Raw genomic sequence first — 14,889 nt, 5'->3', positions numbered from 1 at the left:
CACTATGGATTAAAACTCTATTTATATTAAAGTGTTTACGACTCACTTTAATTGTCTAATCTTATGTTTAGATGAAGTCATAACTTTTTATGAAATAACCTTGTCTTTATATACATAATATATGATACCATTTTTGCTATCTAAAATTATTAAATTTCCGTTACAAAATTTCATACTAGAAACTTCACTGCTTTGAGGTAAGGTTATTTTTTTACTTATCACTTTATCTTTTTTAACCTCACATATACTATTATCCTTTTTTTCATAAAAAAATATACTATCTTTTTCTCCCAAAACCTCTTCTCTATCTATAGCTAAAACACCTAAATCATTTAATTTTTTATGCTGAACAAATGGAGCTGGCGGATTAGTACTAGGATGCTTATCTAGCAAAAATGATATTCCCGTGTTTTTTTCCCCCTTGAATCTTGGAGATGTTACAGGATCTCCGCCACTATAATCTGGCCATCCATACCATAGTCCTTTTTTTATTTGAAAAATATAGTCCACATCTCCTACAACTGGTCTATGTCCTCTATTTTCCATTCCTCCTACTGTTGCAAATATCTTATCTTCACTTGAAAAATCTATACCTTTAATATTTCTAATACCCCATGCAAAAGTTTCTTTTCCTCCAGTTTTCAAATTATATATTATAACTGAAGAATTTCCTGGAAAACCTCTAGTTAATATTTGACCTTTAATATTTTGAGTTTTGTAGGGTACAAAAGCTCCTGTTTTCTCTTCGCCAAAATTTTCTCCTCTAATTGTTATAGACTTTGGAGTTATATCATGATTATGAGGATAGTCTTCCACCCATTTATTATCTTTTCCAACCACTCCAGAATTAGTTGCAGAACCTATGGTAACAAAAAGATATTCCCCTTTAATTTTTAGCATACTGTCCTTATAATCACCATAATTAGGTATCTCTTTCAATATAACTTCTTGTCTTTTATTTTTTAAATTATAAGAATATACTTTGTTATTAGAGGCAAAGTATAGATTTCCTTCATTATATTCTATACTACTTATATTTAAATCTTTATTTTTTAATACTGTATTGCTCCATCCCTTTTCATTAAATTCCTGTATTTTGTTTTTAAAAGCTACGAAATATGTATCTTTACCATCATAAGTAAAGTCCACTGCGCCTTCAAAGCCTTTAAATTTTTCTTCAGCTTTTAAATTATCATCCTCTACTTTTAAATCCATGGAATAAAAATTCAATTTTAAAAATCCAGTAATACCTATAATCACAATGACTAAAGAAGCTAATAATAAATATATTTTACTTCTATTCTTCAAAAAATTCACCTCATATCAATATTAATCATAGTTTATATATATTTTTATATAGGCAATTATATGAGAACAAAGTCCATTTAATAAATTATAAGTTTTATCATAATTTATGAAGAAAAAAAGTATATATAAAAAGACCAAACATTTGATTTTATAAAAAAGCACTTTGAAATACTATAAACAACATAGACAACATATAAGTATTACATATATTTGCCCTATTATATATATGGCTATATTTAAGTTGAAGATCAATTTGTTTGAATTCTAGCTTTTTAAAGGAGGACTAAATGAGTAAGGATAATTTTTATAAAAACTCTTTTATTTTAACACTTTCCAATCTCATTACAGGGATTTTAAAATTTCTTTTTTCTATTATACTATCTAGGGAACTTGGTTCTGAAGGTTTAGGATTATATGCAATTATTATGCCTATATATGATTTGTTCTGCTGCATTATCTGTGGGGGAATTCTCACTGCCCTATCAAAGGAAGCTTCTTTCTATTATAGTAAGAGGGATTATGGGAATTTAAGAAAAACTGTTCGTATTTCTCTTCTATTTGACTTACTTTGGGCAATCCTTATATCTGGATTATTTATAATTTCTTCTCCACTTATATCAAAATATATAATAAAGGATAGTAGAAGTTTATATTCCCTTTGGGCAATTGCACCTGCTTTAATTTTTGTGGCCCTTTCTTCTATTTATAAAGGTTATTTTTTCGGAATATCTAATGTAAAAATCCCTGCTTATATAGATGTATTCGAAAAAGCCATAAGGATGATAAGTCTAATTGCCCTTATTAAACTCCTAAATCTTAAGGATATAACCTATACAGTTACAGTAACTTATATAGCCCTAGCTTTAGGTGAATTTCTAAGTTTTATTTTGCTCTTTATATCTTATAAAGCCAATAAAGAAAAAAACTATAGCTCTGGAAAAACTGAATCAAGTTTTCAATTGTTATTCAATCTTCTAATTGTTGCTGTACCTCTATGTATAAACGGTTTTTTAACTACAGCTATTTCATCTTTTTCTACATTATTAATCCCACGAAGACTTGTAGCAGCTGGTATAGACTATAATACTGCTTTAAGTATGATAGGTAGATTTTCAGGTATGGCACTTACTATTGTATTTTTTCCTATGATAATTGTTTTTTCTATATCTACTTTGCTTATTCCCGATATATCTAAAAGTATCGCTATAAATGACTTTTACTCTTTAGAAAATAGAATAAAAGAAGTTATGCAAATCTCTTTGCTTTTAGGACTTGGAAATTTAATAATTTGTGTTACCATTCCTAAGAATTTAGGAGTTATGTTTTTCGGAAGACAAGACCTTGGCGAATATATTAAACTTTCAGCTCTATCAGCTCCTTTTGCTTATATGGCATCCTCAAGTTTTAGTATATTAAATGGTATAGGAAAGCAGAAAAAAGTTCTTATAAATTCCCTTATAACCTCAGTGCTTCAAGTAATATTATTTTATATTTTAATGGGAATTCCTTCAATAAACATTTATGGATATGGTATATCTTTCTTAATAGTTTCCATAGTAGGATTAATTTTAAATTTCATAGACATCTATAAGTTTTGTAGAATTGAATTTGACTTTGGTAATATAATTATAAATATTCTTCTTACAGTATTAATCTATATTTTAATTAACTTTCTAGACAAATTAATTCCAAATAGTAACTTGATTTTTAAGAATACTGTTATAATACTTTTAGGATTTTCATTATTCTTCTTTTCAGTTGTACTTATACAAAACAATGAAACTTAACACTTTATTTATAGGCTATGTTAGATGAGAATGTTTATATGAAAGTCGCTTAATCACCACCTCACTACCCTAAGAATTTCTATTATTTAATATAAATAAACCATGCATATAAGGCATTTCCTCTCCTACTTATGCATGGTTATTACTTTATTATAATAAATCTTCCCTCATAAACTTCGGAATAAGGTTTAGAACCTTCTTTGGGAAAGCATTGAAATCTTTTTTCTTAACTCCACCAGTTAATATAAGAACATAAAGATATATAAAAGCACCAAAAATAATTGAAATAAAAGTAGCTAGTGCATTATATATATACCCTGTTCCAAGTGTAATTGAACATACTGTATATAAAATATAGTAAAGAAGATATACTGATAAGCCCATTACAGCGGCTGAAAAAAATATCTTTTTAGATTTTTTAAATAGATTTAGCCTAATTCTCAAAGCTTTTCTTAGGGCTAAACTGCTTAAAACTATAGGAATTAAAAAGCAAACAAAGTTTCCTATTAATATACCATTAATACCTATGGATGGCATACCTATAAATATATAATTAGCCACCAATTTTCCTAATAAGCCTAATATGCTGTAATAAGTTACTAAATATATTTTCCCCATACCTTGCAGAATAGCTGTCTGAATTTGCATAACAGACATTAATATAAGGTTAAAAGCTCCTATAGAAAGCAAATTTGCTGCATGACTACTATATCCTAAAAGCCTACATATAGGTCCACTTAAAACTAAAAACCCTACTGATGAAGGTACTGATATTAAAAAACATAATTTAAAAGCATAGTTTACATTGCTACTTAAATTTTTCTTATCTTTTAAGGCTGCATGGGTAGATATGGCAGGTAATATAGCTGCTGCAAGGGACATTATTATAGTAATAGGAACACTTATTAAAGTGTTATACTGATGTATCCAACCCCACATAGTAGTAGCTGTGCTATCATTGTAACCTATTCCCATAAGCCTCCATTTAGCTATTTTACCATCTAAAATTAGTCCTGCATTCTGCATAGCAATACAAATTGTCATTGGTAGAGAATAATTTAATATTTTCTTTAAAAGTTTTTTTGAAGTATACCTATTTTGGGATAATCTTGCTTCCTTTACTATTGCCACTTTCTTGTTCTTTTCATAATAGTAAAGTAATATTACTACTGCTGCAAGGGCACCTGCACAAGTTCCAATAGTACCACCTGCAACTCCAGCTTCTAATCCAAATACTACATTAAAATAATATGCAAATCCTAAGCTAAACAATATGTTAAAAACCTGTTCAATTACTTGGGATATAGCAGTTGGAGTCATATCACCTCTTCCTTGAAAATATCCCCTATATGTACTTAAAATAGATGTCACAAGAAGTGTAGGTGCTAAAGCCATTACAGCAAGTTTAGAGCTAGGACTGCCAATAAAATTACTTAGACTTTGTGCATTAAAAAACATAAATAAGGACAAAAATGTACCTACAATAAACAGTAAAATCCTTGCAATTTTAAAACTTCTAATAGCATCTTTATAATGTCCTAGAGCTATTAATTCTGAAATGTTTTTAGAAATAGCAACAGGGATTCCAGAGTTAGTTATAACATATAAAAATACGTATATATTATAAGCATAACTGTAAATTCCTACACCTTCATCCCCAAGTATTCTCCTCAAAAATGGTATATAAAAAAGAGATAGAACCTTAACTATAAGCCCTGCTGCAGATAACACGGCAAAGCCTTTAGTGGTTGATTGTTTTTCTATATCTATATCACTCATAATCCACACCCTTTACAACTTTTAAAACCTCATTATATCCTTTTTTATTCTCTTAAAAATCGGAGGCAAACTTTCTGCTATAGTCTTATTTTGTAAATATTGAAGGTTTTCCGTACATTCCCTAAATATAAGTTTATACGCATATAAAAACTGGAAATTTAGTCCATATTTATTATGAAAATAGTCATTTATATTCTTATCCCCATACTTAGGATCTCCCAATATTGGATTTCCAAGGGCACTTAAATGAGCTCTTATTTGATGACTTCTTCCTGTAAGAAGTTTTATTTCTATAAATGAATATGAACCTACAGTTTCTAATGTTGAAACTTCCATGGCTATTCTTTTTCCACCACTTTTCTTTTCAAGAGAAACCTTTGAAATATTGTTATTTTCATTCTTAACAATATATGCTTCTTTTAACCCTTCCTTTATTCTTCCCTTTACTAATGCAACATAATATTTATCGATTTTCCTATCTCTTAGCATTTCATTTATATCTTTTGTGGCTAAAAAGTTTTTCCCAAATATAACTATGCCAGATGTATTTTTATCTAATCTATTACAAGAAGTAGGTCTAAAAACTAGGGAACTCTCTGGTGTATAATCACCCTTTTCATCTAAGTAAGAAAGTACGTGATCAGTAAGGGTAACTTCTCCTATATTTTTATCAGAATGAACTAAAACTCCTGGCCACTTTTCTACTAATAATATATTTTCATCTTCATAAGTTATTTTAAGACTAGTTTTCTCTACCTTTATAAAACTCTTCTTTTCTTTTTTATATTGAATGTTGTTTATTTCTAAAATGTCACCGTTACTTAAAATATACTTTTCTTTTGACTTCTTACCATTAACCTTAATATCACCGGTTCTTATGCCTCTGTAAATAGCACTTAAAGGAACGTCTTTACACAACTTTCTGCAAAGTTTATCCAATCTTTGATCTGCCTCATTAATTCCTATTTCTATTCTCATTATATCCTCCTGAGTTCCTTTGTTTTATAATAACTTAAAACATTATACACTATAAAATTATGTTTTTCTATAATTCACAATGAAATTAATTATATTATAATATCTTTTATCTATTTAAAAAATCAAATACAGCTTGACAATGTATAGCCGTACCAATAGTTAGGCACTGTTCATCTATATCAAACTTATCACTATGTGCAGGATGTATTATGCCCTTTTCTTTGTTGCCACAGCCTAATTTATAAAAAACTGCTGGCTTTTCCATAGCAAAGTAAGCAAAACTCTCAACACCCATACTTGGGGCTTCTAAAATCTCAATGTTCTGATCTCCTATAACTTTCCTAGCTGAATTAGTTAAAATATCGGTCATTTCATCATCATTATAAAGGCATGGATAGCTTTCTTCTATTTCTATTTCACAAGTTCCTCTCATGGAATGAACTATACCTTCTGTTACATCATAAAATCTTTTTTTAACATATTCTCTATGTTCTGTTCTAACAGTTCTAATTATTCCCCTTAGTATAACCTCACTTGGAATTATATTTTGAGCTGTTCCTCCATGTATTTCCCCTATGGTTATGACAGCTGCATCTGTTGGGGGGATTTCTCTGCTTATAATTGATTGTAAACTCACTATTAAATTAGAAGCTATAATTATAGGATCCACAGTATATTGTGGTGCTGCTCCATGTCCACCCCTACCTTTAATTTTTACTGTAAAGGGATTAGATGCTGCATTTACTACACCTTTTTTTATGCCTATTTTTCCACTTTCAATCCATTCTTCCACATGAAGTCCAATAACTCCATCTACTCCAGCTAAAGCTTTTTCTGCAATCATAAGCCTAGAACCACCTGTGGTCTCTTCAGCTGGCTCAAATAACAGTCTTACATTACCATTTAAAGAATCCTTTATGGAGTTTAGTATCTTTGCTGCTCCCAGTACCATAGTTGTATGAGCATCATGTCCACATGCATGCATAACCCCTTCATTTTTAGATTTATATGAGCAAGAATTCTTTTCATTTATTGGAAGTGCGTCCATATCTCCTCTAAGTGCTACTGTTTTTTGCCCTCTGCCTCTTATGGTTGCACATATACCAGTTTTTGCACAATCATAATATTCTATACCCTCTTTTTCTAAAAATTCTTTTATCTTTGTACTGGTTCTGTATAATTCAAAGTCCAATTCTGGATTCTCATGAAAATCTCTTCTAAAATCTATTAGCATCTCTTTAATTTCTTCTGCCTTTTTTAAAAAATCCATTGAAACTTCCCCTTTCAGAAGTTAATAATTAAGCTCATATTTCTAAATAAAAATATGAGCTTAATGAGAACATTATATAATATTAACTTTTTAAATTCAACTTTATAAAATTTCACAAAATCTATTTTGATATTTTTAAAACTCCAGATTTATCATCTATATAAGGAAGTTTTCTCAATATACTGTATAAATATCTTTCTTTACAATTCTTATTATCACTTAAATTAACAGGTACTTCATTGTAATATAACATTTTACACCATAAATCTACGAAATCATCCTTTGTAATAAAAGTTGTTTTATTATTTTCTTTTACTGTAAATCCCGTATTATATTTTTCAATTATATCTATATCAAGTTCCCCATCGCTAGCAAGTAAATCCTTAACATCTTCCCACATTACTTTGAAAGATATCATTTCATCATCCTCCCTTTTTAAGATAACCCTTTTTTAGTATATCATATTGGATATCTAAGTCAATTCATTTTAAGGAAAATTATTATTTTTTTGAATTTTATAAGAAATAGTATAGCACATATATCTATATATTATTCCTAAGTAATTTTTTTAAGTAACCCTTGATAATAACTCACCGTAAAATCTAATTTTCTTTCTACTCCATCATTAAATAAAATTTCTATTGTATTAGTTTCTAAATGAACAATTACTCCTTCTCCAAAAAATTTATGAATTACTTTATTGCCTTTTTTAAAGTTTATAGGGAGTTTATCTTCATCTAAATTCATCTCTTCTAGAAATCTAGAGGGTTTTATAGCAGTTCCCCTTAAAGTTTTCAAAACTCCAACCCATAAATTCTCCATAGCCCTAGTAATACCAACATAAAAAAGACGTCTTTCTTCTTCTATGTGCTCTTTAGAGTCCGTGGAATTTGCATGAGGTATAATTCCTTCATTAGCATTTATTAAAAATACATTTTTAAACTCCATACCCTTCACACCATGGATAGTACTAAGTAAAACCCCATCCTTATTACTATTTTGTTTTTTGCTATTTTCAAGTTCCTCTTTAACTTTTTCTACATGAGACAAAAAACTTAAAATATTTTTAAAATCACTAGCGGATTCTCTAAATTCATTTATTATCTCTTCTAGTTCACTTAATTTAGTTTTATACCTTTTGGAATATTCCTCTATATGTTTATAATAATTGAGGTCATATAAGACAAAGTCAATAGCAGAACCTAAGGAAACCCTATTTAAAAAGCTTATATCTTTTTTAAGTTCCATTATCTTTTTAATTTGAAACTCCTTTATATCACTATAAGAAGCTAGTATATCAAAACAATTATCCCTCTCCATATGATTCTTCAAGGCATATATATTATCCTTGCTTATGTATCTAAAAGGTTTGTTTATAACTCTAATAAAACTCTCTCTATCATTAGGATTTAAACTTAACCTTAAATAAGATAATATATCTCTGCATATAAAATGTTCATAAAAGTTATAATCTCTATCTATAAGATTAAAGGGGATACCCCTTTTTATAAAAGCATCTATAATACTTCTACTCTCTAAGTTAGTTCTATATAATATGGCATTGTCTTTAAATTTATATTTATCCCCATTTACTATTTTTAAAATATTATCTCCAATAGTCTCTCCTTCGTCCCCTTCATCATTAAATAATTCTATTTTTATTTCACCATTTTTCTCATTTTTAGCTATGATATTTTTATTATTTCTCATTATATTATTTTTTATTACACATTTTGAAGTTTGGACTATATTTTTAGGACTTCTATAATTATTGCATAGATACAGCTTTTTACCTCCATTAAAATGTTCAGAGAAATCTACCATGCAATCAGGTCTTGACCCCCTAAATCCGTATATACATTGATCCTCATCTCCTACAGCAAAAATTGAGGATCCCATGGTTTCAAAAAGCTTTAAAATTTCTATTTGAAGCATATCGCAATCCTGAAACTCATCTATTAAAATATATCTAAAAAGTTTACTATAACTCTTTAATAAATTATGATCTTTAGAGAAAAGATTAAAGGCCTTAATTTGCAAATCATCAAAATCATAATAGCTCTTATTTATTTTATAAGCTTCATAAGCTTCGTATGCCTCTCTAAATATCTCCATGGGGTATTCTTCTATTTCAAACTCAAAAAGATTTAAATTTGAAGTTTTAAAAATTGAGATATAATTTAATATCTCCTTAATCCTATCCTCAGAAACCTCATCATAAAATTTATTTAGAACTTCTTTAATTACATTTATAGTTTCAAAATTAGGAATTATATCAAAGTTATATCCTACCCTTTTTAATATTTTATAAAAAAGGCTATGAAATGTTCCAAAAAAGGGTACATTATTGCTAGAAGTTAAGTTTTTATATCTATTTTTCATATTATTTGCTGCTGCCTTAGTAAAGGTTATAATAATAATATTATCTCTACTTATTCCACTGTCACATAAAAAAGCAACTCTATTTATTATAGTTGTGGTTTTCCCTGACCCTGGAGCTGCAACAATAAGAACATTTTTCTCCTCTGTAAGCTTTGCTTTTTCCTGTGCTTCATCTAATTTTTGCAATAAATTCAATTTAATCCTCCTAAATATATTTATAAGTTGTAATAATATCTTTTTCATATTAAAATTATAAATAAGTACTACTATAGATTATAGACAATATTTAAATTAAATAAAATATCAGAGGGAGATAATTATGGAATATAACAATAAAAATACAGATAGATGTGAAAGAAATCTTACTATGTTAGTAGATTTTTACGAACTAACTATGGCAAATGGTTATCTGTCTAGTAATGTAGGAAATAAAATCGCTTATTTTGATATGTTTTTTAGAAGAGTTCCGGACGGTGGTGGCTATTGTGTAATGGCTGGCGTTGATCAATTAATTCAATACCTATCAGAACTTTCTTTTACAGATGCAGACATAGAATATTTAAGATCAAAGAAATTATTTTCCGAAGAGTTTCTTCAATACTTAAGAAATTTTGAATTTCAATGTGATGTATGGGCTGTACCTGAGGGAAATCCCGTTTTCCCAGGAGAACCTTTAGTTACAGTAAAAGGACCTATAATGCAGGCTCAATTTGTAGAAACTATGATTCTACTTACAATAAATCATCAAACTTTAATTGCAACCAAAGCAAATAGAATATGTAGAGCATCCAAGGGAAGACCAGTTATGGAATTTGGCTCTAGAAGAGCTCAAGGATACGATGGTGCTATATTTGGTGCTAGGGCTGCTGCTATTGGTGGATGTAACGCTACAGCTTGTACAATAGCAGAAGAAATGTTTGATATACCTGCCATAGGAACCATGGCTCATAGTTGGATTCAACTGTTTGAAACTGAATATGAGGCTTTTAAAGCATGGGCCTTAGCTTACCCTGATGATTGTCTACTCTTAGTTGATACCTATAATGTATTAAAATCAGGTATTCCTAATGCTATAAAAGTTTTTGATGAAGTTTTAAAACCTATGGGAAAAAGACCAAAAGGCATTAGAATAGATAGTGGTGATATTACTTATCTTACAAAAAAGGTAAGAAAGATTTTAGATGAAGCAGGTTACCCTGATGCAAAAATAACTATTTCAAACTCTCTTGATGAATATATAATAAGAGGTGTTTTGGAAAATGGAGCAAAAATAGATAGTTTCGGTGTTGGTGAGAGACTAATAACAGCTAAGTCAGAACCTGTATTTGGTGGTGTTTATAAATTAGCTGCTGTAGAAGATCCTGATGGTACAATTTCTCCAAGGATAAAAATTAGCGAGAATGAGGAGAAAATAACCAACCCAGGATTCAAGAAAGTATATAGACTTTTTGATAAAAAATCTAACAAAGCCTTAGCAGATTTAATAACATTAAATCATGAAGTCATAGATGATAGTAAGCCTCTTACAATATTTGATCCAGTATTTACTTGGAAAAAGAAAAGGCTTACAAACTTTTATGCAAAAGAATTAATGGTTAAAATTTTTCATAATGGGAAACCTGTTTATAAAAGCCCATCTGTAATGGAAATAAAATATTTTGCAGAAAAACAAGTCTCTAGGCTTTGGCCAGAAGTATTAAGATTTGAAAATCCTCATACTTACTATGTGGATCTATCACAAGAATTATGGGAGCTTAAACAGGGGCTTCTTCATAAGTACTCAAATATATTTGAATAAAGGATTCCAGTTATGAATAAAATTAAAATAAAAATTTCAGAAGAAGCTTATAAAAGACTCTTAAACTTATTAGAGCTTAACAATGAATATACTCATCTTAGATTAGAGAGAGGAAATTGTTGCAAAGATAAAGTGGCTTTAGTTTTAGATACTCCAAAATCAGAAGATATAGAAGATTGTATAGAAGACTTACCTTTGCTCTATACTATGGAACTTACAGATTTCTTAAAAGAAATAACAATAGTCTATAGAGAGGATTCTTTTATGGTAAAAGCTTTAAACGCAGAAGGCTCTCAATCCTTCTGTACTAATTGTACTAAATCAAAAGATCATTGTACCAATTGCAATAACTGCAATGGATGTATAAAAAAACTATAAGAAAGTTTAAAAGGGACTTCAAAATTAGAGTCCCTTTTACATTTTATATATTATATTTTTATATACTATATGTTTTCTATATTATATTTTTATTTTCGTAGATCATATTTAGTAAGGAGTTTTCATCATTGTACAAATCATAATTCTCATCAATACCTTTAAATATAAATTTCTTAATTGGTTCTATTTGTTTAAAAGGGCATTTATCAATTACAGGTTCTTTATAAAAACAACATTCTTTAAAGCAACTAACATTTTCTACATTACTAGATAAAAATGGACATTTGGACATATTCCCACCTCATCTTTCCAAATATGTTTATTTTGCTAAACTCATTATATAATATTAAGTTTTTAAAATAAACATATTTTTGAAAAATAATTACCTTCTTAATTTTAAAATATGAATTAATATAACTTTATATATTTGTACCTTAAATAGGCTTGTTTATTATATACGCAGTAATAGAAATATAATTATGAAAATTTTCATAATTTGCTTTACATTATATCATTATTTAGAGTTTTTTTGTATTAAAATATTATAAATTTTATGTGAATAACTATACTTAATTATAATATTAAAATCTTATATGAAACTTGTTATCTTGACTTTATAATGGTATACTATTTATGTTTAAATAACCAATATATTTTACATAAATGGAGAGATGCAAATTGAAGAAGAAGATTTCCGCCTTAATTTTGGCAATTGGACTGTGCTTTACTAATGCTTCACCAGTATTTGCTGAAACAAAAGGCCCAGACTTACAAGCTAAATCTGCCATAGCTGTAGATTTAGATACCAATGAAATTATATATACTAAAAATATTGATCAGAAAGTTTACCCAGCATCTATTACAAAAATGCTTACTGCCCTAGTCCTAGCTGAAAACAAACAAAAGGGTGATGAATTAAAGTATACTACAACTGCTTTTAATCAGCCTCCGTATTCTTATAGATTAAATGTTCATCCTGTTAAAGTTGGTGATACTATGAGTGCTGAGGATACTATGGATTCTTTACTTCTTTTTTCTGGTAATGATATAGCTTATATGATAGCAGAAAATGTATCCAAAACTAAAGAAGATTTCTCAAAACTTATGAATGATAAAGCAAAGTCTCTTAAGATGACAAGCTCTCATTTTATTACGCCTAATGGCTTAGATGATAATACTAAGGACCACTACACTACAGCTTATGATTTAACTAAACTTGCTACTGCTAGCTATAAAAATCCTTGGGTTAAGGAAACCATGGCTAAAAAGGAAAGTGAAGTTAAATTTAATAATGGACCTACAGGCATAGTTAAAAATAGGAACAAGCTTATAGGAATTGATGGATGCATTGGTGGTAAAACTGGTTATACTGCTAAAGCTGGTAGATGTTTAGTTAGTATTTTCGAAAGAAATGGAAGACACATTGTAGGTGTTGTTATGAATACACCTTATGACTACCCAAAAGATAATGCAGTATTTGAAGATATGAAAAAACTTATTAATTGGTCTTATGCTGCAAAAAAAGAAACTTTAGCCTCTAAAAACTCTACTGTAACTACATTAAAAGTTCCTTATAAGGTATTGCCTTTTGTAGGGCCTAAGAAAACTTTAGAAGTTCCAGTAGAAGTTAAAGAAGATGTTATGTATTATAACACTGAGATAAAACCAGATAAGCAATTCAAATTAAATACTCTAAATGCATGGAAGCTTAATTCAGATACTTCTATTGGTAAACTAACTATAACTCAAAGGGATTACAAAAAAGATTATACTTTGTATTCAAAGGTTTCTAAAACCCAAATAATAAAAGAAAACATATTAATATATGCAGGAGTAGTTATATTACTAATACTATTAATTACAGGAATTATTTTATTAGTAAACAAACTTAGAAGTAGAAGAAATTTTTATTAATAAAAAAATAAAAGTACCTATATCATATAAAATTGATGTAGGTACTTTTTAAATATGGATTAAATTTTTAATCCCTTTAAATTTCAGTCATCTTTTTGCTATTGCTTTACTAAATCTATTTATTAAAGTCATAATCTCTTCCTTTTTCACAATTTTTTGAACCCAAATTTTAGGAATACTATCTATACCATAAAAAATCCCTGCAAGTCCACCAGCAACTGCAGCTGTGGTATCCGTATCCTCACCTAAGTTCACAGCTTTTAATACGGTTTCTTGATAAGATATACTATTTAAAAGACTCCATATACTAGCTTCTAAAGTATGAATCACATACCCTGTAGATTGAATTTCTCCCTTTTTATAAAGGCTAATATCCTCTTTTAAAATCCTCTTGAAATTTTGGAGTTCTTCTTCGTATTCTTCATCTTTATAATACTCATTAATTTTGTCTTGAGTTCTAAGATAAGCTTCCCTTATACTCTCTCCCCTTAAAAGTTCTATTGCCAGTTGTACATAAATACTACAAGCAATTTTACTTCTAGGATGTCCATGAGTTAGAGAAGATACTTTATGAATTATATTAAATTTTTCTTCATCCTTTGTGTTTACTAGAAAATATGCAAGTGGAAGAACTCTCATTAAAGATCCATTACCATTGTCCCCTTCTTCACTTCCGCCACATTCCACTGGATTTTTCCCCTTGCCTATATTCTCAATAGCATTGGCAGTAGTTTTACCCACTCCAAAAGCTACCCCATAGGGAGTATAATACCCTTCATATCTCCACCTATATAATCTTCTTGCAATATCTTTATAATTTAATCCATTACATAGACTTTCAGCAAGACAAAATGTAAGTGAACTATCATCTGACCAAGTACCTGGAGGTTGATTATAGGTTCCATATCCTTTCATACTGAAAACTAAATTTTCCTGTAATTCTTCCCTTGTTAAAAATTCAACTGGAACACCTAGTGCATCTCCAACACAAAAGCCAAAAAAACCACCCATTACTTGATTCTTTGATATTCTTATTTTTCCTAAACCTATATTTTTTTTCTTCTTAAAAATGCTTAAAGCTTTTTCCACTATCTTCCTCCATTTATTTTTTAATAGTATTATCAATAATGAATTATAAACCTAAAAACAAATATTGACAATATGTTTTATAATTTTTTTAAAAAATATTTTAAAGAACTTTACCTCTAATTAGGAAAACCTTAAACTTAAAGAATATATTGAAAAAATATTTATTAATGGACTTAAATAAAAGTGCCCTACAGAATAGTCTTTTT

At 28.7% G+C, this 14,889-nt stretch carries 12 protein-coding genes; 4 read left to right on the top strand and 8 right to left on the bottom strand.

The features are described 5' to 3' along the window. Positions 1-87: 87 nt before the first annotated feature. Entirely contained in the window at positions 88-1,308 is a 1,221-nt protein-coding gene (locus FNZ64_RS10340) for a PQQ-dependent sugar dehydrogenase family protein (RefSeq protein ID WP_142414733.1), read from the bottom strand. A gap of 287 nt (positions 1,309-1,595) precedes the next feature. On the opposite strand from FNZ64_RS10340, the gene spoVB reads away from it, so the two are divergent. Beyond that, on the top strand, positions 1,596-3,095 hold the full coding sequence (gene spoVB / locus FNZ64_RS10335; RefSeq protein ID WP_142414732.1) for a stage V sporulation protein B: 1,500 nt from the start codon (positions 1,596-1,598) through the stop codon (positions 3,093-3,095). A 150-nt stretch (positions 3,096-3,245) separates the two neighbouring features. On the opposite strand, the gene FNZ64_RS10330 is transcribed toward spoVB, so the two are convergent. The 5 genes from FNZ64_RS10330 to FNZ64_RS10310 form a co-directional block, all read right to left on the bottom strand. Continuing rightward, positions 3,246-4,874 (bottom strand): putative polysaccharide biosynthesis protein, encoded by a 1,629-nt coding sequence (locus tag FNZ64_RS10330; RefSeq protein ID WP_142414731.1) that lies wholly within the window; start codon positions 4,872-4,874, stop codon positions 3,246-3,248. Between the two features lie 21 nt (positions 4,875-4,895). Further along, a complete protein-coding gene (locus FNZ64_RS10325; protein ID WP_142414730.1) occupies positions 4,896-5,852 on the bottom strand; it encodes an RluA family pseudouridine synthase in 957 nt (318 codons plus the stop codon). 106 nt (positions 5,853-5,958) lie between these two features. Beyond that, complete coding sequence (locus tag FNZ64_RS10320) at positions 5,959-7,122, bottom strand: M20 metallopeptidase family protein (protein ID WP_142414729.1); 1,164 nt, start codon at positions 7,120-7,122, stop codon at positions 5,959-5,961. Positions 7,123-7,243: 121 nt separating this feature from the next. Next, positions 7,244-7,540 (bottom strand): hypothetical protein, encoded by a 297-nt coding sequence (locus FNZ64_RS10315; RefSeq protein ID WP_142414728.1) that lies wholly within the window; start codon positions 7,538-7,540, stop codon positions 7,244-7,246. Between the two features lie 137 nt (positions 7,541-7,677). After that, positions 7,678-9,699, bottom strand: a complete 2,022-nt coding sequence (locus FNZ64_RS10310; protein ID WP_341472634.1) for an ATP-dependent helicase — start codon at positions 9,697-9,699, stop codon at positions 7,678-7,680. Between the two features lie 124 nt (positions 9,700-9,823). Between FNZ64_RS10310 and FNZ64_RS10305 the strand changes: the two genes are divergently transcribed. Continuing rightward, positions 9,824-11,302 (top strand): nicotinate phosphoribosyltransferase, encoded by a 1,479-nt coding sequence (locus FNZ64_RS10305; protein ID WP_142414727.1) that lies wholly within the window; start codon positions 9,824-9,826, stop codon positions 11,300-11,302. A gap of 12 nt (positions 11,303-11,314) precedes the next feature. After that, positions 11,315-11,680: a hypothetical protein gene (locus tag FNZ64_RS10300; protein WP_142414726.1), complete on the top strand. Its 366-nt coding sequence runs from the start codon at positions 11,315-11,317 to the stop codon at positions 11,678-11,680. Positions 11,681-11,756: 76 nt separating this feature from the next. Here the strand turns inward: FNZ64_RS10300 and FNZ64_RS10295 are convergent, their stop codons facing one another. Next, complete coding sequence (locus tag FNZ64_RS10295; RefSeq protein ID WP_142414725.1) at positions 11,757-11,972, bottom strand: hypothetical protein; 216 nt, start codon at positions 11,970-11,972, stop codon at positions 11,757-11,759. 386 nt (positions 11,973-12,358) lie between these two features. On the opposite strand from FNZ64_RS10295, the gene FNZ64_RS10290 reads away from it, so the two are divergent. After that, on the top strand, positions 12,359-13,594 hold the full coding sequence (locus FNZ64_RS10290) for a D-alanyl-D-alanine carboxypeptidase family protein (RefSeq protein WP_142414724.1): 1,236 nt from the start codon (positions 12,359-12,361) through the stop codon (positions 13,592-13,594). Between the two features lie 87 nt (positions 13,595-13,681). On the opposite strand, the gene FNZ64_RS10285 is transcribed toward FNZ64_RS10290, so the two are convergent. Then, the gene (locus FNZ64_RS10285; protein WP_243129250.1) at positions 13,682-14,683 is read right to left on the bottom strand and encodes an ADP-ribosylglycohydrolase family protein; all 1,002 of its coding nucleotides are present in this window, start codon (positions 14,681-14,683) and stop codon (positions 13,682-13,684) included. Positions 14,684-14,889 lie beyond the last annotated feature (206 nt).

It is taken from the genome of Hathewaya massiliensis, from assembly GCF_902143515.1.
GTDB lineage: Bacteria > Bacillota > Clostridia > Clostridiales > Clostridiaceae > Hathewaya > Hathewaya massiliensis.
Note: the sequence above shows the minus strand (reverse complement) of the source record. Positions and strands in the feature narration are given on the sequence as shown.